The 25,796-nt window shown below is 44.5% G+C and carries 27 protein-coding genes and 1 pseudogene; 16 read left to right on the top strand and 12 right to left on the bottom strand.

Annotated features, from left to right (window positions below; translation table 11 throughout):
* Positions 1–46 precede the first annotated feature (46 nt).
* Positions 47–2,668: a bifunctional uridylyltransferase/uridylyl-removing protein GlnD gene (glnD, locus tag A3712_RS18120; RefSeq protein WP_063524558.1), complete on the top strand. Its 2,622-nt coding sequence runs from the start codon at positions 47–49 to the stop codon at positions 2,666–2,668.
* Between the two features lie 182 nt (positions 2,669–2,850).
* Positions 2,851–3,234, top strand: coding sequence for a DUF3461 family protein (locus tag A3712_RS18115; protein WP_004738577.1), 384 nt, complete (start codon positions 2,851–2,853; stop codon positions 3,232–3,234).
* Positions 3,235–3,356: 122 nt separating this feature from the next.
* Here A3712_RS18115 and truC read toward each other — a convergent pair whose 3' ends face one another.
* Entirely contained in the window at positions 3,357–4,088 is a 732-nt protein-coding gene (gene truC / locus A3712_RS18110) for a tRNA pseudouridine(65) synthase TruC (protein ID WP_063524598.1), read from the bottom strand.
* Positions 4,088–4,402, bottom strand: coding sequence for a YqcC family protein (locus A3712_RS18105; RefSeq protein ID WP_063524557.1), 315 nt, complete (start codon positions 4,400–4,402; stop codon positions 4,088–4,090). Before A3712_RS18105 ends, truC begins: the two co-directional genes overlap by 1 nt.
* Before the next feature lie 86 nt (positions 4,403–4,488).
* On the opposite strand from A3712_RS18105, the gene A3712_RS18100 reads away from it, so the two are divergent.
* Together A3712_RS18100 and A3712_RS18095 are read left to right on the top strand one after the other, a co-directional pair.
* Positions 4,489–5,529: a DUF3549 family protein gene (locus tag A3712_RS18100; RefSeq protein ID WP_063524556.1), complete on the top strand. Its 1,041-nt coding sequence runs from the start codon at positions 4,489–4,491 to the stop codon at positions 5,527–5,529.
* A gap of 87 nt (positions 5,530–5,616) precedes the next feature.
* Positions 5,617–5,925 (top strand): DUF3301 domain-containing protein, encoded by a 309-nt coding sequence (locus tag A3712_RS18095; RefSeq protein ID WP_063524555.1) that lies wholly within the window; start codon positions 5,617–5,619, stop codon positions 5,923–5,925.
* On the opposite strand, the gene A3712_RS18090 is transcribed toward A3712_RS18095, so the two are convergent.
* On the bottom strand, positions 5,891–6,409 hold the full coding sequence (locus tag A3712_RS18090) for a GNAT family N-acetyltransferase (protein WP_063524554.1): 519 nt from the start codon (positions 6,407–6,409) through the stop codon (positions 5,891–5,893). The genes A3712_RS18095 and A3712_RS18090 overlap by 35 nt on opposite strands.
* Before the next feature lie 750 nt (positions 6,410–7,159).
* Between A3712_RS18090 and A3712_RS18085 the strand changes: the two genes are divergently transcribed.
* The 3 genes and pseudogenes from A3712_RS18085 to A3712_RS26900 form a co-directional block, all read left to right on the top strand.
* Positions 7,160–7,447: a hypothetical protein gene (locus A3712_RS18085; protein ID WP_063524553.1), complete on the top strand. Its 288-nt coding sequence runs from the start codon at positions 7,160–7,162 to the stop codon at positions 7,445–7,447.
* 64 nt (positions 7,448–7,511) lie between these two features.
* On the top strand, positions 7,512–7,955 hold the full coding sequence (locus A3712_RS18080; RefSeq protein ID WP_063524552.1) for a YaiI/YqxD family protein: 444 nt from the start codon (positions 7,512–7,514) through the stop codon (positions 7,953–7,955).
* 75 nt (positions 7,956–8,030) lie between these two features.
* Positions 8,031–8,543: pseudogene (locus A3712_RS26900) on the top strand (MipA/OmpV family protein); the annotation flags it as partial.
* A 75-nt stretch (positions 8,544–8,618) separates the two neighbouring features.
* Here A3712_RS26900 and A3712_RS18075 read toward each other — a convergent pair.
* The 3 genes from A3712_RS18075 to A3712_RS18065 form a co-directional block, all read right to left on the bottom strand.
* Positions 8,619–10,205, bottom strand: a complete 1,587-nt coding sequence (locus tag A3712_RS18075) for an AbgT family transporter (protein ID WP_063524551.1) — start codon at positions 10,203–10,205, stop codon at positions 8,619–8,621.
* A gap of 391 nt (positions 10,206–10,596) precedes the next feature.
* Positions 10,597–10,722 carry a type B 50S ribosomal protein L36 gene (gene ykgO, locus A3712_RS18070; protein ID WP_004738564.1) on the bottom strand — a complete coding sequence of 42 codons (126 nt, stop codon included), beginning with the start codon at positions 10,720–10,722 and terminating at the stop codon, positions 10,597–10,599.
* Positions 10,723–10,983 (bottom strand): type B 50S ribosomal protein L31, encoded by a 261-nt coding sequence (locus A3712_RS18065; protein ID WP_063524550.1) that lies wholly within the window; start codon positions 10,981–10,983, stop codon positions 10,723–10,725. It abuts the gene before it with no gap.
* Between the two features lie 124 nt (positions 10,984–11,107).
* On the opposite strand from A3712_RS18065, the gene tsaA reads away from it, so the two are divergent.
* The 6 genes from tsaA (at position 11,108) to A3712_RS18035 (ending at position 15,629) form a co-directional block, all read left to right on the top strand.
* Positions 11,108–11,803 carry a tRNA (N6-threonylcarbamoyladenosine(37)-N6)-methyltransferase TrmO gene (gene tsaA / locus A3712_RS18060; RefSeq protein WP_063524549.1) on the top strand — a complete coding sequence of 232 codons (696 nt, stop codon included), beginning with the start codon at positions 11,108–11,110 and terminating at the stop codon, positions 11,801–11,803.
* A gap of 101 nt (positions 11,804–11,904) precedes the next feature.
* Positions 11,905–13,623, top strand: coding sequence for a proline--tRNA ligase (locus tag A3712_RS18055; protein WP_063524548.1), 1,719 nt, complete (start codon positions 11,905–11,907; stop codon positions 13,621–13,623).
* A gap of 202 nt (positions 13,624–13,825) precedes the next feature.
* Positions 13,826–14,509: a tellurite resistance TerB family protein gene (locus A3712_RS18050; protein WP_063524547.1), complete on the top strand. Its 684-nt coding sequence runs from the start codon at positions 13,826–13,828 to the stop codon at positions 14,507–14,509.
* A gap of 168 nt (positions 14,510–14,677) precedes the next feature.
* Positions 14,678–14,881, top strand: a complete 204-nt coding sequence (locus A3712_RS18045) for a YaeP family protein (protein WP_008222923.1) — start codon at positions 14,678–14,680, stop codon at positions 14,879–14,881.
* A 1-nt stretch (position 14,882) separates the two neighbouring features.
* Positions 14,883–15,074: a DUF4250 domain-containing protein gene (locus A3712_RS18040; RefSeq protein ID WP_063524546.1), complete on the top strand. Its 192-nt coding sequence runs from the start codon at positions 14,883–14,885 to the stop codon at positions 15,072–15,074.
* A 228-nt stretch (positions 15,075–15,302) separates the two neighbouring features.
* The gene (locus A3712_RS18035; protein ID WP_004738554.1) at positions 15,303–15,629 is read left to right on the top strand and encodes a hypothetical protein; all 327 of its coding nucleotides are present in this window, start codon (positions 15,303–15,305) and stop codon (positions 15,627–15,629) included.
* Between the two features lie 376 nt (positions 15,630–16,005).
* Here the strand turns inward: A3712_RS18035 and glyA are convergent, their stop codons facing one another.
* Positions 16,006–17,256 carry a serine hydroxymethyltransferase gene (gene glyA, locus A3712_RS18030; RefSeq protein ID WP_063524545.1) on the bottom strand — a complete coding sequence of 417 codons (1,251 nt, stop codon included), beginning with the start codon at positions 17,254–17,256 and terminating at the stop codon, positions 16,006–16,008.
* A 345-nt stretch (positions 17,257–17,601) separates the two neighbouring features.
* Here glyA and A3712_RS18025 point away from each other — a divergent pair, with 345 nt between their 5' ends.
* The gene (locus tag A3712_RS18025; protein ID WP_063524544.1) at positions 17,602–18,204 is read left to right on the top strand and encodes a YitT family protein; all 603 of its coding nucleotides are present in this window, start codon (positions 17,602–17,604) and stop codon (positions 18,202–18,204) included.
* A 232-nt stretch (positions 18,205–18,436) separates the two neighbouring features.
* Here A3712_RS18025 and treC read toward each other — a convergent pair whose 3' ends face one another.
* The 5 genes from treC to gmhB all read right to left on the bottom strand — a co-directional run bounded on the left by treC (position 18,437) and on the right by gmhB (position 23,834).
* Positions 18,437–20,122 (bottom strand): alpha,alpha-phosphotrehalase, encoded by a 1,686-nt coding sequence (gene treC / locus A3712_RS18020; RefSeq protein WP_063524543.1) that lies wholly within the window; start codon positions 20,120–20,122, stop codon positions 18,437–18,439.
* 119 nt (positions 20,123–20,241) lie between these two features.
* A complete protein-coding gene (treB, locus tag A3712_RS18015) occupies positions 20,242–21,666 on the bottom strand; it encodes a PTS trehalose transporter subunit IIBC (protein WP_063524542.1) in 1,425 nt (474 codons plus the stop codon).
* 203 nt (positions 21,667–21,869) lie between these two features.
* Positions 21,870–22,814: a trehalose operon repressor TreR gene (gene treR / locus A3712_RS18010; RefSeq protein WP_063524541.1), complete on the bottom strand. Its 945-nt coding sequence runs from the start codon at positions 22,812–22,814 to the stop codon at positions 21,870–21,872.
* A gap of 89 nt (positions 22,815–22,903) precedes the next feature.
* Positions 22,904–23,239, bottom strand: a complete 336-nt coding sequence (locus tag A3712_RS18005; RefSeq protein ID WP_063524540.1) for an MliC family protein — start codon at positions 23,237–23,239, stop codon at positions 22,904–22,906.
* Between the two features lie 43 nt (positions 23,240–23,282).
* Entirely contained in the window at positions 23,283–23,834 is a 552-nt protein-coding gene (gene gmhB / locus A3712_RS18000) for a D-glycero-beta-D-manno-heptose 1,7-bisphosphate 7-phosphatase (RefSeq protein ID WP_004738542.1), read from the bottom strand.
* A 240-nt stretch (positions 23,835–24,074) separates the two neighbouring features.
* Here gmhB and metN point away from each other — a divergent pair, with 240 nt between their 5' ends.
* Both metN and A3712_RS17990 read left to right on the top strand, forming a co-directional pair.
* A complete protein-coding gene (metN, locus tag A3712_RS17995) occupies positions 24,075–25,109 on the top strand; it encodes a methionine ABC transporter ATP-binding protein MetN (protein ID WP_063524539.1) in 1,035 nt (344 codons plus the stop codon).
* Positions 25,099–25,782 carry a methionine ABC transporter permease gene (locus A3712_RS17990; protein WP_063524538.1) on the top strand — a complete coding sequence of 228 codons (684 nt, stop codon included), beginning with the start codon at positions 25,099–25,101 and terminating at the stop codon, positions 25,780–25,782. The genes metN and A3712_RS17990 overlap by 11 nt, the downstream gene beginning before the upstream one ends.
* Positions 25,783–25,796 lie beyond the last annotated feature (14 nt).

The following is a 25,796-nucleotide window of genomic DNA, read 5'->3' as shown; positions in this document are numbered from 1 at the left end:
TGGTAAATTGTTTAATATTCTCACTTGCTTGCACGGATAGCAGACCATGCCTTATCAATGCCCTCTTACGTTCAATGACGAACAAATTGAAATCTGCGAATTAAAAAATCAGCTCGAGAGCTTCACGCAGTACCAAAAAAATGAATTCCTAAATCACCACCCTGTCACGGACTTAGTATTGCTCCGCTCTGAATACATGGATTTATTACTCAGACGCTTATGGGAGCACTTCGGTTTTAGCAATTTACCTCATATCTCGCTGGTTGCTGTGGGCGGTTATGGTCGTGGTGAACTTCACCCGCTGTCGGACATTGATATCTTAATCGTATCCCAAAAAATATTGCCACCAGCCCTTGGTGAAAAAGTCAGTAATTTCATAACTTTACTGTGGGACTTGAGGCTCGAAGTTGGCCACGCGGTGCGTACCATTGCCGAATGTATTGATATTGGTTTCGATGATCTAACCGTTGCCACCAACCTACAAGAGTCACGTTTATTGTGCGGCAGTGAAGATACCTTTCAAGAACTTAAACTGAAGATTCATTCTGATTCATTTTGGCCAAGTGAGACCTTCTACAAGGCAAAGATTCAAGAGCAGAGAGAGCGTCATGCGCGCTACCACGATACCACTTACAACCTTGAACCTGATATCAAATCTACGCCAGGCGGCCTACGAGACATCCACACGCTCAGTTGGGTGGCACGCCGCCACTTCGGTGCGACCTCTCTGCTTGAAATGAGCAAGTATGGCTTCCTTACTGATGCTGAGTATCGTGAGCTCGTGGAATGCCAAGATTTTTTATGGCGCGTTCGCTTCGCACTGCATATTGAGTTGCGCCGCTACGACAATCGCCTGACGTTTGCCCATCAAGCACAAGTCGCCGAACACCTTGGCTACACAGGCGAAGGCAACCGCAGTGTCGAAATGATGATGAAGGAGTTTTATCGAACCCTTCGCCGCGTGGCAGAGCTCAACAAAATGCTGCTCAAGCTATTCGATCAAGCAATCATTAATGGTGGTGAGACAGAAGAAGCTGAAATTCTCGATAATGACTTCCAGCGTCGAGGCTCACTGATAGAAGCGCGCAAGCCTGCCCTATTCCAAGCGAGGCCGGAGACCATTCTCGATATGTTTATCCATATCGCCAATGACTCTTCCATCGAAGGGGTTAGCCCTCCAACATTGCGACAACTGCGTACTGCGCGTCGCAGGCTCAACCGCTTCCTGCATACTATTCCTGAAGCGCGTGAGAAGTTTATGACCTTGGTTCGTCACCCCAATGCACTGCACAAAGCGTTTAGCTTGATGCACAAATTGGGCGTGCTCTCAGCGTATCTACCACAGTGGAGCCAGATCGTCGGCCAGATGCAATTCGACCTGTTCCATGTTTACACCGTCGATGAGCACAGTATTCGACTGCTCAAGCACATCAATCGCTTCGGTCAAATAGAAAACCACGACAAGCACCCTATCTGTTGTGAAGTCTACCCACGAGTGCAGAAGAAAGAGCTGCTGATCCTAGCCGCTATCTTCCACGACATAGGTAAAGGTCGTGGCGGTGATCACTCAGAGATTGGTGCGGTCGAAGCGTACTCTTTCTGTATTGAGCATGGCTTATCAAAACCAGAAGCCAAGCAAGTGGCATGGCTAGTACAAAACCACTTGTTGATGTCTGTTACCGCTCAACGTCGCGATATCTACGATCCAGAAGTGATAACCGAATTCGCCAAAAAGGTGCGTGACGAAGAATCACTAGAGCTTCTGGTTTGCTTAACCGTCGCCGACATCTGCGCAACTAACCCAGAGCTATGGAACAGTTGGAAACGAACCCTACTTGCAGAGCTATTCCATTCAACTCAACGTGCACTGCGCCGCGGCCTAGAAAACCCGGTCGACGTTCGAGACCGTATTCGTCACAACCAACAAATGGCATCCGCCCTACTGCGTAAAAAAGGCTTCACCGCTCATGAGATTGAGGTGTTGTGGCAACGTTTTAAAGCCGACTACTTCTTGCGTCATACCCACAAGCAGATCGCATGGCATTGTGAGCATTTACTGCGCCTAGAAGATCCGAGCCAACCTTTGGTGTTGATCAGCAAAAAAGCAACACGAGGCGGCACAGAAGTCTTTGTTTACTGCAAAGACCAAGCAGCACTATTTGCCACCGTGGTTGCCGAGCTCGACAGACGTAACTTCAACGTTCATGACGCTCAGGTTATGGCGAGCAAAGATGGTCATGTTCTTGATACCTTTATCGTACTAGACCAGCATGGCAATGCGATTGACGAAGCAAGACAAAAGGCTGTCGCAAAACATCTAACCCATGTTCTAGCCTCTGGTCGCCCTACGAAGATTAAGACACGTCGCACGCCGCGTAACTTACAGCACTTTAAGGTCAAGACTCTGGTTGAGTTCCTACCAACCAAGAGTAAAAAACGCACCTTGATGGAACTAAGAGCACTCGATACTCCAGGGCTATTGGCACAAGTTGGTGCAACCTTCGCAGAGTTAGGTATCAACCTACATGGCGCTAAAATTACGACCATTGGCGAACGTGCAGAAGATTTGTTTATTCTGACCAGTGACACAGGTGGGCGACTTTCTGAAGAACAAGAACAAGCCCTCAGAAAGAGGCTAACCGAGCATGTTTCCGAGCTTGCGCCCTAGAATGCGAATAGAGTACAACTCGCCGGTTTAATGAGTAAATAAGTGTGGGTGAAGATAGAGAGCGATCTTGCCCACAACTTACAATCAATTCACAGATATCAACTATCTAGCTCGTCGTTAGGCTGCTACATTGATTAAGTCAATTACATAAAAGTATTACATTCATAAACTAGAGGTCGCTTATGTATCCAAACCTCACTGGCTTAGGTATCCACGAGCCTAAACAGATTGAACGTTACTCCCTTCGCCAAGAAGCACACAAAGATATCCTTAAGATTTATTTTCGTAAGCAGAAAGGCGAGCTGTTCGCGAAAAGCGTTAAGTTTAAGTACCCACGACAAGTAAAAAGTGTGCTTGTTAGCGGTGGCAATAATCAATACAAAGAAGTGACTGAGATTAACCGCAACCTCACGCTTGTGATTGATGAGCTTAATAAGATCACCAAACCTACGCCAACCACTGAGATGGATGTAAAACAGAAGATCCTGACCGACTTACGCCATTTAGAGAAGGTGGTGTCTAGCAAGATCGCTGAGATCGAAGCGGATCTAGAAAAACTAAAATGATCCCGATGCTAGGCAACTAATGACTATCGTTGGTTGATCTACTCAGATTATACAGACAAGACAAAGGGCTGATATCGCTATCAGCCCTTTGTCCTATCTAACTTTTATTTAGACGACCGTACTTACGCATCGACTAAATTTGTATCCCATTCAAAGGCTTCAAATAACTGTAGCCAAGTTTCATCAAGGCTTGCCTTCATCACTAATTCTTCTTTCGTGAAAGGGTGAATAAAGCGTAACTCTGAAGCGTGCAGTAACAAACGGTGTGAATCCAAGTTTTCGCGGAACAGCCGGTTATGCTTGCCGTCACCGTGAGAAGTATCTCCAACAATTGGGTGTCTTAGGTGGGCCATGTGACGGCGCAGCTGATGTTTACGGCCCGTCTTCGGCAACATCTCTACTAAGCAGTAACGGCTAGTCGGAAAACGCCCTGTCGAATATGGTACTTCCACTTTTGCCAAAGGTTCATAAGCCGTCACAGCCTCTTGTGCTTCTTTGTCCTCTTTTGCAAACTTATCCGCAATCTTGTCTAGCTCGACCTTAAGTGGGTAATCAAGCGTATCGCCCTCTTCTATCCAACCACGAACAATTGCATGATAAGTCTTTTGCATCTTATGGTTAGCGAACATCGGCATCACCTCAGAAGCAACTTCACTTGAGAGTGCGAACACCAATACGCCAGAAGTCGGCCTATCTAAACGGTGCAATGGGAACACGTGTTGACCAATTTGGTCACGCAGAGTCTGCATTACAAATTGAGTCTCATGTTTATCTAACCATGAGCGGTGCACCAGCATTCCTGCAGGCTTATTTACCGCGACAAAGTACTCATCATGATAAATGATCTCTAACATTAGGCGCATACCTCATCAATGCACTGAATAGTCACCAGTAGCTCAGCTTTGTCCGCCTCGTTTTTCCACACTTCACCAAAATATGGATGAATAGAAAACCCTTTAGGTAAAGGCATTTGCGCGTCAATCATCGCATTGATCTTTACGATAAAGACCCACTGTAACCACTCTTCGGGTTGCAATGAATCGATCGCAAAAGGTTCAACGCTCGCCAGAGCTTCATCCGACGGTGCAACGCTACTCCAGAGGGAGCATTGCCGCATTTGTTGTTCTAATTGTTGAAGTAATGGAGGTAACTTTGTGGCAGCTGTCATTTTTCACCAAGTTATTTATCTAGTGACCTTGAAATTGGGGCATAGAGTACCATCTATTGAGGAAAGAAAGTTAGGAGCTTATTACTATGGAAACCATTCACACGCTCACTCAGTTATTGAATAATAGCGGTTGCCAATACGATATCTACGATCTCGGTCGTCGTATCCAGAAGATCGACAACTCCTTATTCTTAGATGTTGAGCAAGGGAAACAGCCATACCCATTTCCACTTCAGAAACAAGCTCACTTAGCGATCAGCTACTGGAATGAACAGAAGCAACCATGGATCTGGTTCTTAAAATTCAAACTGGATGAAAGAGGTCTACTCAACCAAGCCGATGTAGGTAACTTTTTAAAGTTCGTATTAGAAGCGATGGGTACACGTTTAAGTGGTGAGATCAGCGAAGAGCAACAAGAGAAGCTGTCGAACAACCCTTACACCTTCAAGCCTTCTGAAGACAAAATGGCGGTATTTCATAGCCAAGTAAGAGCAGAATTAGATCTTGCGACCAGCCAATACTACGAACATGCTCAGCACTACTTCACCGGTGAATTAGGTTGGGACAATTGGCAGACTGTTGGCCTTCAAGGCATTACTGATATGTGTGCCCGTCTTGGCAGCCAACAAAATGGTGTCGCGATTCGTAAAGCCTTCAATGAGCTCCCGTCTGAGCCGCTTTACGCTACATTAGGCGCACTTGAACACACGAAGATTAATGACAAGCTAGCTCAACGCTTACAAGAGATGGCTGAGAACGAGATCAACAGCAGCGACCCAGACCTGTTCTTGTTGTCTGCACTAGTGCGCGCCCTATCAGGTGCAGAGCCAAACATCACCAATGCAGTGATTAACCAAGTTCTGGCAAACCCACGCTTAAGTCATCAAGAAGTCCTGATTGGTTTAGCAGGTCGAAGCTGGCACGCTCTACAAGACCCAGCCATTGCCGAGCAATTCTTGTTGCGCCTCGCACAAACTGGCAATCAAAACCTATTCAACCAGCTGTTTGCGGATCTAGTAATGATTCCAGCTCTGAGAATGGTGTTTTTACCATTGCTGAATTCAAATCCATCTCCAGAATTGGCGAATGCACTGATCGAGTTACAACAGGCGACTAAATCTCAGTAATACTTTAGCAACCACCTGATAATACTCAATAAAAAGTTTAAAGCTAGAGTCAAATAGGAAGACAAAGTAAAAGGAAGTATGGATTAAATGATAGATAACTTATTGGCTATTTTGTTTCTGTGCTTCTTTTGCTTTCTGTTTTGGCAGCAGCGCAGGCAATCTGAGCTTGCAAAAACTGCCATTGCCAGAAAGTGTAAAGAGCTCGACTTGCAACTGTTAAGTGTTGCCTTTAGCGGTCATAAACTGAAGATGCGCCATGAACTCAGGACCGTTTGGCGCTGGCACACCATTTACCAATTTGAGTTTTCAGCGTTAGGGGATGACTGTTACAAAGGGAAACTGACCATGGTAGGTTTCCGTTCTATGCGGTTTGAGCTACAGCCTCATAGAATGTAACGTCGCAATAAGCGGTGTATCGATATTCATGATAAGGACCAAACTGATCTTGTTTGGTCTCTTTAAATACAAAGCCGAGTTTTTCTAAAAGCTTGATCGATGGATTATGACCGACATTGACGGTCGCGAAAACATTCGTTAAACGCTCTTCAAAGCACACCAAATTAAAGAAAGGTTTCAGTACCTCACTAGCAAAACCTTGATTCCAATACTCTTTGTCCAAGATAAAACCTAACTCGTGCTTACCTTCTTCTGATGAGATAAATACATGCCCAAGATATTCACGGGTTTGGTTATGAATAATGGCACGGCAAAAGCCGGCGTTGTCTTGCAGTATCTCTTGAAATAGTTGCTTCGCAGAAGCGATAGAATGCGGCCCATTCATTTCTGCTCGATTAATCGGGCAGCAGTTGAGCTTGATGAAGTCGTGCTGTAGCTGTTCGGTATAAGGTACTAACAGCGTTCTTGAGGTTGCTATCGTCATAAAACACTCCTTGTGTTGACCATTAGCAGAAAAGCAGATGTATTGCTCTTAAATAAAGAGCCTCTAGATGGGTGAAATGTCCAGATAAAGAAAAGCCCCGACACCGAAGTGTCAGGGCTAGGGTCTTACTCGCAGCAATCCGGCTACTAATTAATGCTCCATGCATCATCCGTAATAGTGGCTGTAATCCTTCAGCTCTTTCCTTTACTTCGCCGTCCTAGCGGTGTCCAATCATCCTGAAAGCTAACAATCCTAGTTAGCGCACATCACTTGTTCCGTGAGCGGTGTCCTTTACATCATCCTGATGCTAATCCAACCCTTTATCCTAAAGGTGTCCATTGTCATTCCATTGCAGCTAACTTCCTGTTAACTGACTGTGTCCCTACAATGTCCTTGCGCTCCATGCTTGATCACTCAATCCTAAGTAACCAAATCTTCATCCTGAAGATAACCAATTCCTTGGTGCTTTCCTGTTCCGTGTCAGAATCCTTCCGACAAGGTTTAATTTACGCGATTTAGGATTTCGGACAATAGATTTGCATCACACTTTGAATTCGACCAAGTTGTTAATTATATAAAACAATTAAAATTCAACACTTTAATCATATACGTATCAATTTCTCTAGAGAAGTATTCGCGTTATCTCACAGCGTTTGTAAGAGATCTCTCACACGCCATAGACGGTTTTATGATTCGCTATCGGTCACCGGAGCGAGTAAAATGACCAAAGACTAAAAAATGGAGGTCAACATGCTGACAAAAGATGTTTCTGAAGAGTTGAAATCAGTGCTTGAAGGACTGCAAGCACAAGGCAAAGAGCCAACCGTTGCGTTAGTAAAAGCTCGCATGAGTACATCGGTTCCAATGCCTGCGTTAATCACGACCATTAAAAGCTGGAAAAACGCGAACCGCGTTCCCAAGGTAGAAGTCGCTGCACAACAAGAACCAGAGGTCGATCGTATTGACCAACTAGAAAAACAAATTCTTGAACTTACCGCTCGCGTCGCCACGCTTGAAACCAAATTAGCTGAGCGATAAGTTAGCCGAGAAATAAGTTAACAGTAATAAATCCACAGATTAGCTAACAGAGAAATAGAACACTATGAAAATATGGGTTGATGCGGACGCTTGTCCTAAAGTTATCCGAGAAACCATCGTACGCGCAGCTGAGCGAACCGGTGTTGAATGCACCTTCATCGCAAATCACGTTGTCCCAGTACCGAAGCGTAACAACATTCACTCAATTCAAGTGTCAAGCGGATTCGATATCGCCGACAATGAAATAGTAAAACGTACAGAGAAAGGCGATCTCGTGATTACTTCAGATATCCCTCTAGCTGATGAAGTTATCACTAAAGGCGCACTAGCGCTGAGTTCTCGTGGGGAGCTTTATACAAAAGAGACCATTAAAGCGCGCCTAAACATTCGCGACTTTATGGAAACCATGCGCTCAAGTGGCATCCAAACAGGGGGCCCAAGCTCACTTTCTCAAACCGACCGTCGTGAGTTCGCTAACCACCTTGATCGCCTGCTAGCAAAGCGCTAACCCTCCCTTCTTCTCCAGAGAGATCTGGGAACGTCTCATTTAGGCAACAATGAGATCTGTAAAATTTTAATTGACCTACTCCGTTTTGTCGGACTATCTGGAAACTGGCGATTCGCTGAAGTATCAGATACCTTCGTTGACCTACCCAATGGCATTCAAGACAGAGATGGCAATGGCGCACTCGGGATAACGCTGGGGATAGTAGGCGCTAGGTTCACCTACTTACACGACGTAACCTCGGAGCATAATAGCTACGAAGTTCAGCTGCATCTGGGCAGGGCGTTAGAAACATGGGCAAAGCCATTAACCATTCCCCTACCTCGAAGTCGATTATCGTGACAAAAACTTTCTAATCACCTCTACGGTATTTCAAATAGCGAATCCTCTGCATCAGGGCTAAATCAGTTTGATGCAGGGTCTACCTTTGTTTATCAAGCTGGGCTCATTGGCCTCTATAAATTTACACCACGCTGGACTGGTATCAACAAAATGGAATTGACTCACAACAACTCGAACAGCCCTCTCACCCAAAGGGATGTAGGGTGGCCGCTGGAGGTTCGGATGACCTACCGATTTGCAGGCTTGTAATCACTATTTTCCAATAAAGAAAAAGCCCGCACAATGTGCAGGCTTTCGGTGTAATCATAAAACAATGATTAGATTCTATGGCGTGTAGTACGTTGCTGCACCAGGGCCAACTGGCAGACCAAATACGAATACCCACACGTAGAACATTAAGCTCCAACCAACGATGAATACGATCGAGTATGGAAGCATAGTTGCAATCAGAGTACCAATACCTAGGTTCTTCACGTAACGCGTTGCTACAGCAAGGATAAGACCGAAGTAGCTCATCATTGGAGTAATGATGTTCGTTGTTGAATCACCGATACGATAAGCCGCTTGAATCGTTTCTGGTGCGTAACCAACAAGCATTAGCATTGGAACAAAGATAGGTGCTGTTACTGCCCACTGAGCAGAAGCTGAACCGATCATCAGGTTAATGAAGCCACACATTAGGATGAATGCGAAGAACAACATTGGACCTGTTAGGCCGATGTCTTGTAGGAAGCTTGCGCCCGCTACTGCGAATACTTGACCGAAGTTAGTCCACTTGAAGAAAGCAACAAACTGAGCAGCGAAGAATACAAGTACGATGTACATGCCCATAGAAGACATAGACTTAGACATAGCATCGATAACGTCGCGGTCAGTTTTCATTATGCCGGTAACTTTACCGTAAACGAAACCAGGAACTGCGAAGAATACAAAGATGAACGCCACGATACTCTTAAGGAACGGAGAACCTGCTACCGTGCCAGCTGCAGAACGCAGAACGCCGTCTTCAGGAACAATTGTCCAAGCAAGAAGAGCTGATACTGCTAGAACTGCGATACCTGCTAGCTTAAGACCTTTCTTCTCAACGTCTGTTAGCTTGCCCATTGTATCGTTTGATAAATCTTCAGACGCTTCTTCGTCGTTGTATTTACCAAGTTTTGGTTCAACAATCTTCTCCGTTACGAATGCACCTGTAATTGCGATGAAGAAAGTAGACACAAACATGAAGTACCAGTTTGATTCTGGACCAACGGTGTAAGTCGGGTCGATCATTTGTGCTGCTGTTTCTGTAATACCAGAAAGCAGAGGATCAACCGTACCGATTAGAAGGTTTGCAGAGTAACCACCAGATACACCAGCGAATGCTGCCGCTAGACCAGCAAGAGGGTGACGACCTAAAGAGTGGAAAAGCATTGCTGCAAGTGGAATCAGTACCACGTAACCTAGCTCTGAAGCTGTGTTAGAAATGATACCTGCGAATACCACAGTTACTGTAACCATGCGCTTAGACGCGCCCATTACCATGCCACGCATCGCAGCAGATAGTAGACCTGAGTACTCCGCAATCGCTACACCTAGCATTGCAACTAGCACGGTACCTAATGGCGCAAAACCAACAAAGTTTTTAACTAAATTAGTTACGATAAGTTGTAAGCCTTCAGCATTAAGTAGGCTTACAACATGGATCATGCCGTCAGCAGCACGACCAGGAGCACCTTCCGGACGAGGGTCCATAACAGACACTTCAAAGTACCCTGCAATACCAGAAGTAACTAAGATTGCGACACAGAAGATTGCGAAAAGAGTGATAGGGTGGGGTAATAGATTCCCCAAATACTCAACACCATCGAGAAAACGGGTAAAAATGGGTTTCTTTGGCGAGTTGTTTTTTATTGAAGCTGATGAACTCATCAGTTCCCTCCTTGTAGTGATTCCTATGCAATTGTGACAAAAATGTTCAAATTGCAGACGAAGGGTACTTGACAAAATAATCAATTAGAAATTCAAAATGTTACAAAATGTGTAACAAATAGCAGCATTTAACTTAATTCTAACAAGTTGTTAGCAAATAAAACCAAAATAAGTACAAAAATCAGCTTTATGATTCACAACCACACATTCATCATTAAAATAACTTTACGATATAACCTCTTGATTAATTTAAAAATAGAGTTCACCGTACGATAAGTAGTCACTCGGTATTTAATCAACTTGCATATGAAGGAAAAGAAAAAACGTTAAATGAATAAAGTTTGACTTTCCCCTCATTTTTTTTACAGGTGTGTCACACCAAATTGACTGCTTATTTTTGAACCGCTTTGAACCTTGGGTTGGTTTTGCAGATTACAAAGAGGCGACCTCTACGCTTAACGATTTGACAATCTGGGTGACGGCTCTTTGCACTTTTAAGTGATTTTACAACCTTCATCTATTTAGCTCCCTTACCCAATTGACCAAAGCGGCGAGTAAAGTTCGCCACACGACCTTCTTTATGAATCACTCGTTGCTTACCTGTATAGAAAGGATGGGACTTTGAAGACACTTCAATAGTGAAGTAAGGATAGGTAATTCCATCTTCCCATTCGATAGTGCGGTCTGTTTTCAAGGTTGAACCTATCAAAAAGTATTCATCAACACTGGTGTCATGAAAAACCACAGTGCGGTAATCAGGATGGATATTTGGTTTCATTTGTTTCCCTCTAAATCATTGCTTGATACGTTATAACATTGCAAATGATAATCATTATCAAAAGAAAAACAAGTTATTTTGTGATATTTTCCGGCCATAGATCGTAATTAGAGAACTTCCCCCCATGCACTCCATTGAACCTATTGGCTTTATAGAATCTCCCTATAAAGAGAAGTTCGCGGTACCAAGGCAGCCTAGGTTGGTGCAGGCATCAACCGCTAGAGTAAGGCTTGTTGACGCGGCAAACTGCCTAGAGTCGGTTCGCAACATCGAGCAATTCAGCCATGTGTGGCTCCTATTTCTGTTCGACAAAAACCTTGAAGCAGGCTGGAAGCCTACGGTGAGGCCGCCTCGACTGGGTGGTAATGAACGTATTGGGGTTTTTGCATCTCGAGCCACATTCAGACCCAATGGAATTGGCATGTCAGCGGTAGAGCTGAAAGGCGTATCTCAAGATAAAGGGCAAACTTGGCTAGACGTTGGCAGTGTCGATTTAGTCGACGGGACATCAATTATCGACATCAAGCCTTACATCCCCTACTCCGATTCCATTCCGGATGCACAGGGAGGGTTTGCAGCCGAAGAGCCCGAGGTGTTAGAGGTTAACTTTTCACAGCAGGCACAAAGCAAACTGGCACTGCACCCAGAGTCGCGCCATATTATTCAGGTGATCAAAGAGGTATTAGGCCAAGACCCTCGCCCTGCCTATAAGAAAGGCAAGCAAGACAACAAGGAATATGCGGTAAATTTGTTCGATCTCAACGTGAAATTCGTTGTTGAAGCGTTTTTCATCAATGTAACTGACATTGAACGCTTTTGAGATCCCAAATAGGCTGATATTATATGCGGCTATATCGGATTTACTGTTGCCAATAGCGGCAGTAAATTTACTTTTATTAATGATGAAACGGATACCATAGAATGCGTACCAGTAACTATCTTCTTTCTACTCTGAAAGAGACTCCAAACGACGCAGAAGTTATCAGCCACCAGCTGATGCTACGTGCAGGTATGATCCGTAAGCTAGCTTCAGGTTTATACACTTGGCTACCTACCGGTCTGCGTGTACTGCGTAAAGTCGAAAACATCGTTCGCCAAGAGATCGATAATGCAGGTGCAGTTGAGACTTTAATGCCCGTAGTGCAGCCGTTTGAGCTATGGGAAGAGACTGGTCGTAGCGAAAAAATGGGCCCAGAACTACTGCGCTTTACTGACCGTCATTCTCGTCCGTTTGTTCTTAGCCCAACAGCTGAAGAAGTAATCACTAGCCTAGTTCGTAACGAAGTAAACTCGTACAAACAGCTGCCACTGAACTTGTACCAGATTCAAACTAAGTTCCGTGATGAGCGTCGTCCACGTTTTGGTGTTATGCGTGCTCGTGAATTCTCTATGATGGATGCGTACAGCTTCGACATCGACAAAGAAGGCCTAGAAAAGTCTTACCAAGCGATGCACGATGCTTACTGTAATGCATTCGACCGCATGGGTCTTGAGTACCGTCCAGTACTAGCAGACTCTGGGGCTATCGGTGGTAGTGGTTCTCAAGAGTTCCACGTATTAGCTGAAAGCGGCGAAGACCTAATCGCATTCTCTACAGAGTCTGATTACGCAGCAAACATCGAGAAAGCTGAAGCACTAGCTCCAACTGAAGAAGCTGCTGCACCAACTCAAGAAATGGAACTGGTTGATACTCCAAACGCGAAAACTATCGCAGAGTTGGTAGAGCAACACGGTCTATCAATCGAGAAAACAGTTAAGACTCTATTCGTTAAAGCTTCTGATGAAGTAGATGCAGACATCATTGCTCTAATCATCCGTGGCGACCACGAACTGAACGAAGTAAAAGCGGAAAACCTTCCACAAGTTGCTTCTCCACTAGAGATGGCTTCTGAAGAAGAAATTCGTGCACTCGTTGGCGCTGGCCCAGGTTCACTTGGCCCTGTAGGCCTAGAGCTACCATTCATCGTTGACCGCTCTGTTGCTGTAATGAGCGACTTCGGCGCGGGTGCAAACGTAGATGGTAAGCACTACTTCGGTATCAACTGGGGTCGTGACGTTGAGCTTGCTCAAGTAGAAGACCTACGTAACGTAATCGAAGGCGACCTAAGCCCATGTGGCAAAGGTACGCTTCAGCTTAAACGTGGTATCGAAGTTGGTCACATCTTCCAACTAGGTAACGTTTACTCACAAGCAATGAACTGTGGTGTACTTGGTCCTGACGGTAAGAACGTTATCCTTGAGATGGGTTGTTACGGTATCGGTGTATCACGTGTTGTTGCTTCTGCAATCGAGCAGAACCATGACAAATACGGCATCATCTGGCCAGACGCACTAGCACCTTTCCAAGTTGCTATCGTTCCTATGAACATGCACAAGTCTGAAGAAGTTAAAGAAGCAGCTGAGAAGCTATACGCTGAACTAACAGCTATGGGTATCGAAGTACTATTCGATGACCGTAAAGAACGTCCAGGTGTAATGTTCTCTGACATCGAGCTAATTGGTATCCCTCACACTATCGTGATCGGCGACCGCTCAATGAAAGAAGGAAACTTCGAGTACAAGAACCGTCGTGATGGTACTAAAGAGGCTGTTGCTATCGATTCAATCGTTGAACACGTTACTTCTCAATTTGCTAAATAAGCAAACTCTGTCAAGTAAGTGATCTTGCAAAGCAAATAATAGAAGGCTGCCATCTGGTGGCCTTTTTTATTCCTCCTATTCACCTTCACTCACTCTCTCATTTCTCGATAAAGTAAATAACGTAAGTTAATCTCCGGTTCATCTTTAAATACGTATATTGGGTTCATCAACCCATTAGACGCGTTTACCATTGGAGGTATCGATGGATCTAAAAAGCCTACTTAACCAAGCATTTAAGTCAGACCTTGTTAAACAAGGCACTCAAAAACTCTCACAAAGCTCATCTGGCCTAAGCGGTCTTACACAGGTCAGTAAAGGCAGCAACAAAAGTACACTTGGCGCACTAGGTGCTGGAGCCGTTGGCGGCGGTTTGCTGGGAGCACTCATGGGCTCAAAGAAAACCAAAAAGTTCGGCAAGAAGGCCGTGGGAATTGGTGGAGCAGCAGCGCTTGGTGCTTTGGCATACAAGGTATATAACGATTACCAAGCCAAACAAGGCACACCAGACTCATCTCCACAAGCCACCTTTGATGAACAAGATGCTTGTCATAATCTACTTATTCTAAGATCTATGATTGCGGCTTCTAAAGCGGACGGTCATGTCGATGAGCAAGAGATGGCTAAAATTAAACAAACCGTCGAAAACATGGGCGCAGATTATCAGCTGACTAAGTTAGTGTCTGAAGAGCTGCACAAGACGCTCGACCCAAGAGAAATAGCTCAACTTGCAAGCTCACCGCAACAAGCCAGTGAGATCTACTTAGCCTCTTTGATTGTGGCTGACGAGCAAAACTTCATGGAAAAGGCTTATCTCAAAGAGCTCGCCAAGCAACTCAACCTTGCAGATAAAGTGAAATACCAGCTGGAACAGCAAGTCGCCGGCTAGTTGACCAATCATTGGTTAACAGGTCACCTAATAAAGTGACAAACTGAAGCGCAATAAGATGAGATATTGAGCAAGGACAAACTAACTCTGCTCTTCGTCAGATCCGCTTTGTTTTTGCTTATCTCTATGTGTATATTGATATCAGTTATCATTTGGTTAGGTATAAAAATGAAAGTATACGATTGTTGTGATTTGGTACGTGAACTGTACTCTCAAATTGGCAGTGGCGACCAAGGCTACATTCCTAAAGCGATCACCTGCGCAGTAAAAACATTAAACGACCTTGCAGCAGATGAATCTCTTCCAAAAGAAGCTCGCGAACGCGCGGCATTTGCAGCTGCTAACCTACTCATTTCAGATTTCGAGGACTAATATGAACCTCTCTAATTTTGAAAAGATGGATCCTGTTATGTTGATGAGCATCGTCAACATGAAGCTACGTGACGACTTCGACGGAGACTTGGACCGAGTGGTTAACTTCTATGAAATCGACAAAGCAGCATTAATCTCTAAACTTGCCTCTGCGGGTTTTGAATACCTGCCAGAAGCAAAACAGTTTAGATAATGATGTAAATTCAGATTGATAGATCAAGGCCAATTCGATATTGGTCTTTTTTATAGGTATAAGTTTCAACCCACACAGCCTACAGAATATAAATTATCTCCTCCTGACTCTCTTTTTATATCTTAGACTCTAAGAACGCGCCTTGAATCGTAACGTGTAGTTGTATAGTCTATCTCAAATAGCAAATAATAAATCATCAACCAACTTGATGATCGCGAAGGATTAACAATGAAAAGACTCGGACTTTTAACGGTGTTTACTGCAGCTCTTACAGCGGGTTGCGCTTCAAATACTCAGCAAGATAATTTTCGTGAAGCCTCTTTTGAGCTGTGTAATACCGAAGTCGATATTTACTCTGTAAGCCATGATGAGAGAGTACGTATCGTCTGTTCTGATGGCTCTAAATTCGCTTTAAACAGCGAAGATACACTAGAAGTGATGCGCGAAATCAATATCGATTACTGTGATGGCGAAGGCCTAGGTAAATTTAACGAAAGCCGTAATTACTACTCGTTCAAGTGTAAATCAGGCACCCTACTTAGCATCAAAAAGTAGAACCAACACAAAAAAATACAAAGGGTTAATGTGAAAGCATTAGCCCTTTTTAGTGCCTGCCTTTCTCTGCTCTCAAAACCACCAGTCACAAGATACAAAAAAGGCCCCAAAAGGGACCTTTAAAAGCATCTTTCAAAGTAGATGAGCAAAGTTCAAGGAGCTCACACGGAGTTTGCGCTAGCAAATGATTATGTGCGACACAGAAATTCGTTCACTCTCTAAGCATTTCTATGCCAATAAAAAAGGCTCCTATAGAAGGAGCTTTTTTATCATCGTTTTTCAAAGTAGTTGTTTGAAATTCTAGGAGAGCACGCGGAGCTTACGAATGTAAGTGAGCATGCTCGACAACGAAGTTCAAATTACTAATAAGAAAAAATTAAGCGTAAACCGGTAGACGCTGACAGATTTCTAGCACTTTTGCTTTTGTTGCTTCGATAACAGACTCATCACCCATGTTATCTAGGATGTCACAGATCCAACCTGCTAGCGCTTTCGCGTCTGCTTCTGAGAAACCGCGACGAGTGATAGAAGGAGAACCGATACGGATACCTGACGTTACAAACGGGCTGCGCGGGTCGTTTGGTACTGAGTTCTTGTTTACTGTGATGTTTGCTGCACCTAGTGCTGCATCTGCTTCTTTACCTGTGATGTCTTTGTTAATTAGGTCAACTAGGAACAGGTGGTTCTCTGTAGAACCTGAAACGATGTTGTAACCACGTTCAAGGAATTCAGTAACCATTGCTTTTGCGTTAGCAACTACGCGTGCTTGGTACTCTTTGAATTCTGGCTCTAGTGCTTCTTTGAACGCTACTGCTTTACCAGCGATAACGTGCATTAGAGGACCGCCTTGGCCGCCAGGGAATACTGCTGAGTTCAGCTTCTTGTAAAGATCTTCGCCTTCGTTAGAAAGGATTAGACCGCCACGTGGACCTGCTAGCGTTTTGTGCGTTGTTGTTGTAACAACGTGCGCGTGTGGAACTGGGTTCGGGTAAACACCTGCAGCGATTAGACCAGCTACGTGAGCCATATCTACGAATAGGTAAGCACCTACTTTGTCCGCGATCTCACGCATGCGCTTCCAATCACAGATTTGAGAGTAAGCAGAGAAACCACCGATGATCATCTTAGGCTTGTTCTCGATAGCCAGCTTTTCCATCTCCTCGTAATCGATTTGACCTGCTTCGTCGATACCGTAAGGGATGATGTTGTAAAGCTTACCAGAGAAGTTTACTGGAGAACCGTGAGTTAGGTGACCACCGTGCGCTAGGCTCATACCTAGAACTGTGTCGCCTGCGTTCAGTAGCGCCATGTATACAGCGTTGTTTGCTTGAGAGCCTGAGTGAGGCTGTACGTTAGCGTACTCAGCACCAAACAGCTCACATGCACGTTCAATTGCTAGAGTTTCAACTTTGTCTACGTACTCACAACCGCCGTAATAACGCTTGCCTGGGTAGCCTTCAGCGTATTTGTTTGTTAGCTGAGAACCTTGAGCTTCCATTACACGTGGGCTTGTATAGTTTTCTGAAGCGATAAGTTCAATGTGCTCTTCCTGACGAAGAGTTTCTTCTTGGATGGCTGCGAATAGATCCGCATCGTAATCAGCAATGTTCATGTCACGCTTAAGCATCTGTATCTCCTGACTCAGATTGTACTGAAAGTTTCAAAAAAACCACACAACGACCGAAAGCAAACGTTTCCGTCACCATTTTGATGTGAAGCATTCTACATAATTTGATCTAGGTCATAAAGAGCTAATTGCAATTTTATCATGCAGTTTTTTCATAATCACAAATAAGATTCATCATGGTTTCGGCTTATCCAACCAAAGATGTCCCTTACTGTCAATTTTACGATTTACACCCTGTAAAACGCAGATTACATAGGTTTACCTTAATTTTGCACCTCTAGCTACCGAAAGCTTAAGTTTTTAACTACTATGCACGCCTTTATTGATTAGGTAGTTATTAAAACGATGGAAAAACACTCACGTAAAGAAGATTGGATTGCAGTCCTGACGGGCACGTTTTTAGTAGCGTTAGGCGTCTTCTTTTTGCAGTCTGCGAATCTGCTTACCGGTGGTACTACTGGTTTGGCTCTACTGTTGAGTCAATTTTTGCCTGTAACCTTTGGTATTTTATACTTTGCCGCTAACTGCCCATTCTATTTATTGGCATGGAAGCGTTTTGGCCGCAGCTTTGCGATCAGCAGTGCGATTTCCGGCGCTTTAGTGTCTGTGTTTGCTGATCATTTATACTTGGTTATTTCGCTCGAAGTTCATAATGAGATCTACTGCGCCGTTGCCGGTGGCTTATTAATGGGCTTAGGTATGCTGATTCTGTTCCGTCATCGTTCTAGCCTGGGTGGCTTCAACGTCTTGTGTTTGTTTATTCAAGATCGCTACGGCATCTCAGTGGGTAAAACTCAAATGGCGATCGACGCGTGTATTCTGTTTGCCTCGTTCTTCTTTGTATCGCCTTGGGTGATTGCAGTGTCAGTGCTAGGTACAGCGGTATTGAATATCGTACTAGCGATGAATCATAAGCCAACGCGCTATTCTGTGAACTACGCGTCTTAACACCAGCGATCCAATCAATGAATTACTAGCTGTTTTTCATAACGAAAACAGCTAGTATTTAGCTTTTGCGCACCCTATCCAGCACAAATAGCTCACTTAAAGATTAGCCAGATTGAATTAATGTAAGTGGAGCAATCCAAAGCATTGTTGGTAAGCTTATGACCAACGGGGTACTAAAGGCCATGAGCTTTATTTTGTGTTTAGATAGACCTTAATAAAGTAACCTGACTACCTAGCCCTCAATCAACAAAATACGAGTCTCGTAAGGGCGCAATACTTGATGATACGATGTTACTGAATCGTCTGTCTCCTGATAGTTAGAAAGCAAACACTTGGCATTCGTCATAACAAAACGCTCAGGTAAAGCACATTCCGTCTCTTCACCATAATAGTTATTAACACACAGCAGAGTCTGCCCTTCGCTCTCGCGAGAATACGCAAATACTGACGGATGCTCAGGTAGCAAATCTTGATAACTACCATGAGTAATCACAGGCACTTCTCTACGAAGTTCAATCAAACTCTTGTAAAAATAGAAAACTGAATCTCTGTCTTCCAGTGCTTGCTCTGCATTGATCTCAGGGTAGTTGTTCGCAACATCCAGCCATGGCTGAGATTTTGAAAAGCCCGCATATGCTTCGTTACTCCATTGCATCGGTGTACGAGAGTTATCACGAGATTTCTGCGCTAGAATCGCCATCATATCTTGATGCTTCACACCATCGTGATTGACCATGATGTCGTACATGTTAGTGCTCTCTACATCGCGATACTGGCTGATCTCGGTATAACCAGGATTCGTCATACCAATCTCTTCACCTTGATAGATATAAGGTGTGCCTTGCATCATGTGAACAGACGCCGCCAACATTTTAGCCGACTCAACACGGTAGTTCTTATCATCACCTAAACGGCTCACCACTCGCGGTTGGTCATGGTTACACCAAAACAATGCCCCCCAACCCTTTCCATTTAAGCCCGTTTGCCAATGGTTAAAGATCGATTTGAGCTGCAAGAAATCAAATGGTGCATTGGTCCACTTCTCACCATTGGTGTAATCCACTTTAAGGTGGTGGAAGTTAAACACCATCGATAGCTCGCTGTTATCAATGTTCGAATACTGCTGACAGTGCTCCAATGTGGTTGAAGACATCTCGCCTACTGTCACGCTACCATATTTCTGGAATACCGCTTCGCTGATCTCTTTTAGATATTCATGCACACGTGGGCCGTCTGTGTAAAAACGGCGACCATCGCCAATATCATCATTAGGGAAATCTTGCTGCTTTGAAATCAGGTTAATCACGTCCAAGCGGAAGCCGTCGACGCCCTTCTCAGCCCAGAAGCTGATAACGTCTTTCACTTCTTCACGTACGACCGGATTCTCCCAGTTCAGGTCGGCCTGCTCCTTGGCAAACAGGTGAAGGTAATATTGACCAGTCGCTTCGTCTAACGCCCATGCATTACCGCCAAACTTGGATTGCCAGTTAGTTGGCGCTTCGCCGTTTACAGGATCTTTCCAAATGTAGTAATCACGGTAAGGGCTATTTTTGTCACCCAATGCGGATTGAAACCATGCATGTTCAGTGGATGTATGGTTAACCACAATATCCATCACGATACGAATACCACGCTGATGCGCTTCAGCCAGCAATAGATCGAAATCTTCCATGGTGCCAAATTGAGGATTAATCGCGTAGTAATCTGAAATGTCGTAGCCATTGTCGACCATTGGAGATGCGTAAACTGGGGTCAACCAAATCGCATCAACACTCAAGTGTTTGAGGTAGTCCAGTTTCGAAATGATCCCTTTGATATCACCAGTACCTTTACTGCTGCTGTCACAAAAGCTCTTTGGGTAGATTTGATAGATGGTTGCGGTTTTCCACCAGCTTTCATCATGTTCAGTCATCGCCATCTCTAACACTCACTTACCAAAAAATAATAAATAAAAATCACCATGTTCACATGGTCGATAGAAGCCGTTTCTAAAGAAAAAAGCGATGACCGGCTTGAAGTCACCGCTGATATGATGCGCTACGCGCTTGCTGTTTCGAGCTCACCTTTTGACTGTGCACGCTTGTAAAAGAACAGCGTTAAGGTCACTGGCAGTAAAATCGCTACCAACATCGCCACTAAATAAACAGACCAATATTGCGGTTGAATCGACAAGATACCTGGCAAGCCGCCCACACCGATGCCGTTCGCCATCACACCTGCGCTACCACAAATAGCTGCCGCTGCGGCACTACCTATCATTGCGCTCAACATTGGGAATTTGTATTTCAAGTTGATGCCGTACATCGCTGGCTCTGTCACACCTAAGTAGGCAGAGATAGCTGCTGGTACCGAGATGTCTCGCTCACCTTCACGTTTACTTAAAATAATGATGCCAACAACCGCTGAAGCTTGTGCGATGTTAGATAGCGCAATCAAAGGCCAGATTGGCGTGCCGCCTAAGTCTTGCATCAACTGCAAATCGACTGCGTTGGTTGTATGGTGAATACCCGTGATAACCAAAGGTGCGTAAAGGAAACCAAATACCACTGAACCCAGAATTGCGAAGTCACCGGTCATGGCTGCTTTCGCTGCAAATGCGACGCCATCACCTAGCATACGGCCGAATGGACCAATAAAGGCGTGAGCCAGAATCACAGACAAAATGATCGATACAAATGGCACAATCACAAGATACAAGTAAGCTGGCACGATGCGCTTAAGGTTAGTTTCAATGAAGGCTAATGCCACACCCGCAAGCATCGCAGGGATCACCTGTGCTTGATACCCAACTTTCTCAATCACAAAAAAGCCAAAGTCCCACACTTCAGGAACGGCTTTACCTATCATGTAAGCGTTCATCAGCTGCGGCGACACTAAGGTCACACCGAGCGTGATACCCAAAATAGGGGTTCCGCCGAGCTTCTTAACCGTCGCCCAACACACACCAACCGGTAGGAAGAAGAAAATCGCTTCGCCAATCAGCCATAAGAAAGAGTGAACGGTTGCCCAGAATTGGCTGATTTCAACTAAGGTTTTGCCGTCGAACATGCGAATGTCGCCAATCACATTACGGAAACCAAGAATCAAACCACCAGTAATAATGGCAGGCAGCAGTGGCACAAAAATTTCGGCTAAATGGGAAATACCACGCTCGAGGAAGTTCATGTTCTGACGAGCAGCCAATTTCGCTTCATCTTTTGATGAAGCCTCTTTGCCCGTTTGCTCAATCAACAGTGCATACACTTCGTCAACTTCGGTGCCAATCACCACTTGAAATTGGCCTGCGTTAGTAAAGCAGCCTTTTACTAGCTTGAGCTTTTCGAGTTCTGCTTTATTCGCCTGCCCTGTCTCATTCAATACGAAACGTAGTCGAGTCAGACAATGGCTGACACTCGCAATATTCTCTTTACCACCAACTAACTCGATAAGACGCGCAATGTCTTGCTTCGCTATCTTACTCATACTACCCCACCCTGGTTTTATTCAATGACTCATCTAAATCATTGAGTAATAACCACTCAGATTTAGATCAATGGGAACATTCCCAAAAATAATTATTATAATGCCTAGCTGAATGAGAAATTAAATGGGAACAGTCCCATTAATTGAAAGAGATCACAGTCTAATTTTAATCTAAGCGGTTCTGTTTCGCTTAGTTGAGTAGATTATTGAATAGGTGATTGGGTATGATGAGAGATCTCTGTGTTACCTAAAAGTTGAGAGATCAATAGATTAGCGGCTAGTTTACCCGCTGATTGGTAGCCCGGATCAATACTAAAGACCCGAGGAAATAGGAAAGAAAGAAGATCGTTACCGCCGACGCCAGTCACCACCACATCTTCACGTTGTCGTTCTTGCAAGCGCTTGATGACACCAAGAGCAAGAGTATCACTGGCACAGACAATCGCTTGAGTCGTTGGAGTGAGTACTTCATCCACTAACTGATAAGCGCTTTCATGATGAAGTTGACCAGTACGATAGTTCGCCATCACTCCGCTGTTCTCGCACCAATCGAGGTAAGCCTTTAGACGCAGTTCACCGGTTGATTTATCGCTAGGATCCACTCCAACAAAACCGATGTCAGAGATCCCCTGATCCGTTAAATACGCCAACGCACGATTGATTACCTGTTGGTTGTCATAGTTAATCGATGTTACGTTTTCGGTGTCGAGCGCAATAACCACGGCTTTATGTCCCCACGCTTCGATCGCGGGGATATCGCAATCAGTGAAACCAAACACAATGATGCCATCAACGTTACGACGCTTGAGAACCTGCAAGTGCTCGTTGGCTTTTTCTCTGTCAAGCTGGCTTTCCATGATCACTACATCGTAGCCCGCTTGGTACAACTCAGACAGCATGGTGCTGACGGCTTTGTTTTCAGAAGGAGAATCCAAACGAGAGATGATCACGCCAATCACTTTTTGGCTACCACCACGCATCGATTGCGCAGACTTTGAAGGCGTATACCCAGACTCTTGAATTACTCTTTCTACCCTTTCACGGGTTTCAGGTTTCACTTTAGGATCATTGGTCAGAACGCGAGATACGGTCGACTTGCCAACACCAGACAGCTTAGCAATATCAAGAATAGTGAGTTTTTTGCTCATAAAAAGTCTAACGTCAAAGGAAGGAAAAGAAGCAGTGAGGGCATACTCCCTCACTTAACTGTTTGTAAATCTGAACAATTAAAGATGGCTTACTTGCTGCAGTTTCGATATACCACACGACCAAGTTCGAGGCGTGCGTTATCACCTTTGGTACGTAATGTAACGCTGTTGATTAACTCTCCAGTGCCATCATCTAAGATGTACTTGGTTCCAGAGCCAGCCGCTACTTGAGTCAGACGATATTCATTTTCAGGTAAACGTAATACCGCTTTTTCATTATCAAGGTAAGCCACTTCAAATGAAACGTTAGACTCACATTGATAAGTCACGAATTGATTGTCCGATGTAGCACTTTCAGGTGCTGCTGACTTAGAACAACCCATTAATGTTACCGTACACATAGATGCTACTAACATAGCTTTCATAATTCGTTCCTCATCTTTATACCGTTAAAGGTAGTGAAATGTCTTAGCCTTTTAGGAAAGCAGGCACATCCGCAATGCTATCAAGGACAACACTTGCCAAGGCTTCACCCTTTTCAGTGATTGGTTTACCAGTTCTTACCAATACCTTAGTGCCAACACCTGCCGCTTCTGCAGCCATCATGTCTTCAGCTTTATCGCCGATCATTACAGAGTTAGCCATATCGATCTTCAGAAAGTCGCGCGCAGAAATGAACATACCAGGCTTTGGCTTACGACAATCACAATCTTGCTTGTAGTCACCAATACCATGTTCAGCGTGGTGAGGGCAGTAGTAAATGCCATCTAACTCAACGCCATTATCGACAAAGTTCCAATCCATCCACTGAGTTAAAGAGAGAAAACGATCTTCACTAAACATACCGCGAGCAATACCAGACTGGTTCGTCACAAGCACCAACAAATAACCCATATCTTTAAACGCTTTCGCCGCTTCAAACACACCATCGATGTATTCAAAATCATGCTCATCATGTACGTAGCCGTGATCAACATTAATCACACCATCACGATCTAAAAAAACAGCAGGTTTAGACAAAATTTTGTTCTCTATCAACTCTCTATTAATCATTAATTATTACACGCTTTATTTGCTTCATCACTATCTATTTAGTTTTGCGTTCGTTAACGATCTGTTTCCATCTCAGCAATACAATCGACGTTTAGCCGTCTAGACGTAAAAATATCTATTGACTTAGATCACGGAACACCATAGCATCATCCGTAAATCGAGCGAGCTATCGACATATTATTCTGTTCTACCTGCACGGGTTTCTCTATGATTAAAGTGAATCAAGTCAATAAGGTTTTTTATCAAGGCACTCAAGAAATCAATGCTTTAATTGATATCAACCTCCACATTCCTCAAGGTCAAATCTTTGGAGTCATCGGCTCTTCAGGTGCAGGCAAAAGTACTCTAATCCGCTGTGTAAATATGTTGGAAGCCCCAACTTCAGGTGAAGTGATTGTTGACGGTATCGACCTAACAAAGCTCAGCAAATCAGAACTTAGCGAAGCACGCCGTAACATCGGCATGATTTTCCAGCACTTCAACCTGCTGTCTTCTCGTACTGTATTTAACAATGTAGCACTGCCTCTAGAGCTAGCAGGTAAAGATAAAGCGGTTATTGAAGCGAAAGTCAGTGAACTACTTGAACTGGTTGGCCTTGCAGACAAGCGTGATACTTATCCTGCAAACCTAAGTGGCGGTCAAAAGCAGCGTGTCGCGATTGCTCGTGCACTGGCATCAGACCCGAAAGTACTACTGTGTGATGAAGCGACCAGCGCTCTGGATCCTGCAACCACTCAATCGATTCTTGAACTACTGCGTGAAATCAACCGTAAACTATGCATTACTATCCTGCTTATTACGCATGAAATGGATGTGGTTAAGAGCATCTGTCACGAAGTGGCGATCATCGGTGGTGGTGAATTGGTAGAGAAAGGCACGGTTGGCGACATCTTTGCGCATCCTAAGACTGAGTTAGCGCATCAATTTATTCGTTCAACCTTAGATCTAACGATCCCTGAAGATTACCAAGCACGCTTGCAAGAAACTCGAGTAGATGGCAGTTACCCTCTGGTGCGCCTTGAGTTCACAGGTGCTACCGTTGATGCTCCACTAATGACGCAAATCGCTCGTAAATTTAATATAGATGTCAGCATTCTAAGTTCTGACCTTGATTACGCTGGCGGCGTGAAGTTCGGCATGATGGTAGCTGAACTGTTCGGCAACGAAGCAGATGATAATGCTGCTATCCAATTTCTACGCGATAACAATGTAAAAGTAGAGGTACTTGGTTATGTCCTTTAGTTTCAACGAGATTGCTGACTGGATCAGCCTTAACGGTAACCTTCTATTAGAAGCAACTGGCGAAACACTTTACATGGTTGCAGTAGCAGGCATTGTTGGCTTTGCTGTCGGTATTCCCTTAGGCGTGATTCTACACACCACCAAAAAAGGCGGCTTGCTAGAAAACACTAAGCTCAACCAAATTCTTGGTGCGATAGTCAACGTAGGCCGTTCAGTGCCTTTCTTGGTATTAATGGTTGCGATTATTCCACTGACTAAGATGCTGATTGGTACCTTTATCGGTACTACGGCGGCGATTGTTCCACTCACTATTGGCGCAATCCCATTTGTCGCTCGCCTCATCGAAAGTGCACTGCTTGAAGTACCAACAGGTTTAGTAGAAGCAGCGCAATCAATGGGCGCGACACCAACACAAATCATTAGCAAAGTTCTGCTTCCTGAAGCACTACCGACTATTATCAACTCAGTAACCATCACACTAGTTACCCTAGTGAGCTACTCAGCAATGGCAGGTACGGTTGGCGGTGGCGGCTTAGGTGATGTGGCTATTCGTTACGGATTCCACCGTTATGATGTGACCATCATGGCTGTAACTGTAGTGATGTTGATTGTGCTCGTACAAATTATTCAATCAATCGGTGATACATTAGTTCGCCGTGTTGACCACAGATAAGACTCAGCGTTTTC

The organism is Vibrio sp. HI00D65 (genome assembly GCF_001635455.1).
Lineage (GTDB): Bacteria > Pseudomonadota > Gammaproteobacteria > Enterobacterales > Vibrionaceae > Vibrio.
Note: the sequence above shows the minus strand (reverse complement) of the source record. Positions and strands in the feature narration are given on the sequence as shown.

What these genes read in the sequence shown, in the direction of transcription:
- glnD (WP_063524558.1), top strand. Translation starts at nt 47, where the DNA reads ATGCCTTATCAATGCCCTCTTACGTTCAATGACGAACAAATTGAAATC.
- A3712_RS18045 (WP_008222923.1), top strand. Translation starts at nt 14,678, where the DNA reads ATGAAAGTATACGATTGTTGTGATTTGGTACGTGAACTGTACTCTCAA.
- A3712_RS18080 (WP_063524552.1), top strand. Translation starts at nt 7,512, where the DNA reads ATGAAAATATGGGTTGATGCGGACGCTTGTCCTAAAGTTATCCGAGAA.
- A3712_RS18065 (WP_063524550.1), bottom strand. Translation starts at nt 10,983, where the DNA reads ATGAAACCAAATATCCATCCTGATTACCGCACTGTGGTTTTTCATGAC.
- treB (WP_063524542.1), bottom strand. Translation starts at nt 21,666, where the DNA reads ATGAGTAAGATAGCGAAGCAAGACATTGCGCGTCTTATCGAGTTAGTT.
- A3712_RS18105 (WP_063524557.1), bottom strand. Translation starts at nt 4,402, where the DNA reads ATGACAGCTGCCACAAAGTTACCTCCATTACTTCAACAATTAGAACAA.
- A3712_RS17990 (WP_063524538.1), top strand. Translation starts at nt 25,099, where the DNA reads ATGTCCTTTAGTTTCAACGAGATTGCTGACTGGATCAGCCTTAACGGT.
- A3712_RS18005 (WP_063524540.1), bottom strand. Translation starts at nt 23,239, where the DNA reads ATGAAAGCTATGTTAGTAGCATCTATGTGTACGGTAACATTAATGGGT.
- treR (WP_063524541.1), bottom strand. Translation starts at nt 22,814, where the DNA reads ATGAGCAAAAAACTCACTATTCTTGATATTGCTAAGCTGTCTGGTGTT.
- truC (WP_063524598.1), bottom strand. Translation starts at nt 4,088, where the DNA reads ATGTTAGAGATCATTTATCATGATGAGTACTTTGTCGCGGTAAATAAG.
- A3712_RS18040 (WP_063524546.1), top strand. Translation starts at nt 14,883, where the DNA reads ATGAACCTCTCTAATTTTGAAAAGATGGATCCTGTTATGTTGATGAGC.
- A3712_RS18075 (WP_063524551.1), bottom strand. Translation starts at nt 10,205, where the DNA reads ATGAGTTCATCAGCTTCAATAAAAAACAACTCGCCAAAGAAACCCATT.
- metN (WP_063524539.1), top strand. Translation starts at nt 24,075, where the DNA reads ATGATTAAAGTGAATCAAGTCAATAAGGTTTTTTATCAAGGCACTCAA.
- A3712_RS18055 (WP_063524548.1), top strand. Translation starts at nt 11,905, where the DNA reads ATGCGTACCAGTAACTATCTTCTTTCTACTCTGAAAGAGACTCCAAAC.
- treC (WP_063524543.1), bottom strand. Translation starts at nt 20,122, where the DNA reads ATGGCGATGACTGAACATGATGAAAGCTGGTGGAAAACCGCAACCATC.
- A3712_RS18050 (WP_063524547.1), top strand. Translation starts at nt 13,826, where the DNA reads ATGGATCTAAAAAGCCTACTTAACCAAGCATTTAAGTCAGACCTTGTT.
- A3712_RS18095 (WP_063524555.1), top strand. Translation starts at nt 5,617, where the DNA reads ATGATAGATAACTTATTGGCTATTTTGTTTCTGTGCTTCTTTTGCTTT.
- A3712_RS18085 (WP_063524553.1), top strand. Translation starts at nt 7,160, where the DNA reads ATGCTGACAAAAGATGTTTCTGAAGAGTTGAAATCAGTGCTTGAAGGA.
- tsaA (WP_063524549.1), top strand. Translation starts at nt 11,108, where the DNA reads ATGCACTCCATTGAACCTATTGGCTTTATAGAATCTCCCTATAAAGAG.
- A3712_RS18100 (WP_063524556.1), top strand. Translation starts at nt 4,489, where the DNA reads ATGGAAACCATTCACACGCTCACTCAGTTATTGAATAATAGCGGTTGC.
- A3712_RS18025 (WP_063524544.1), top strand. Translation starts at nt 17,602, where the DNA reads ATGGAAAAACACTCACGTAAAGAAGATTGGATTGCAGTCCTGACGGGC.
- glyA (WP_063524545.1), bottom strand. Translation starts at nt 17,256, where the DNA reads ATGCTTAAGCGTGACATGAACATTGCTGATTACGATGCGGATCTATTC.
- A3712_RS18115 (WP_004738577.1), top strand. Translation starts at nt 2,851, where the DNA reads ATGTATCCAAACCTCACTGGCTTAGGTATCCACGAGCCTAAACAGATT.
- A3712_RS18035 (WP_004738554.1), top strand. Translation starts at nt 15,303, where the DNA reads ATGAAAAGACTCGGACTTTTAACGGTGTTTACTGCAGCTCTTACAGCG.
- A3712_RS18090 (WP_063524554.1), bottom strand. Translation starts at nt 6,409, where the DNA reads ATGACGATAGCAACCTCAAGAACGCTGTTAGTACCTTATACCGAACAG.
- ykgO (WP_004738564.1), bottom strand. Translation starts at nt 10,722, where the DNA reads ATGAAGGTTGTAAAATCACTTAAAAGTGCAAAGAGCCGTCACCCAGAT.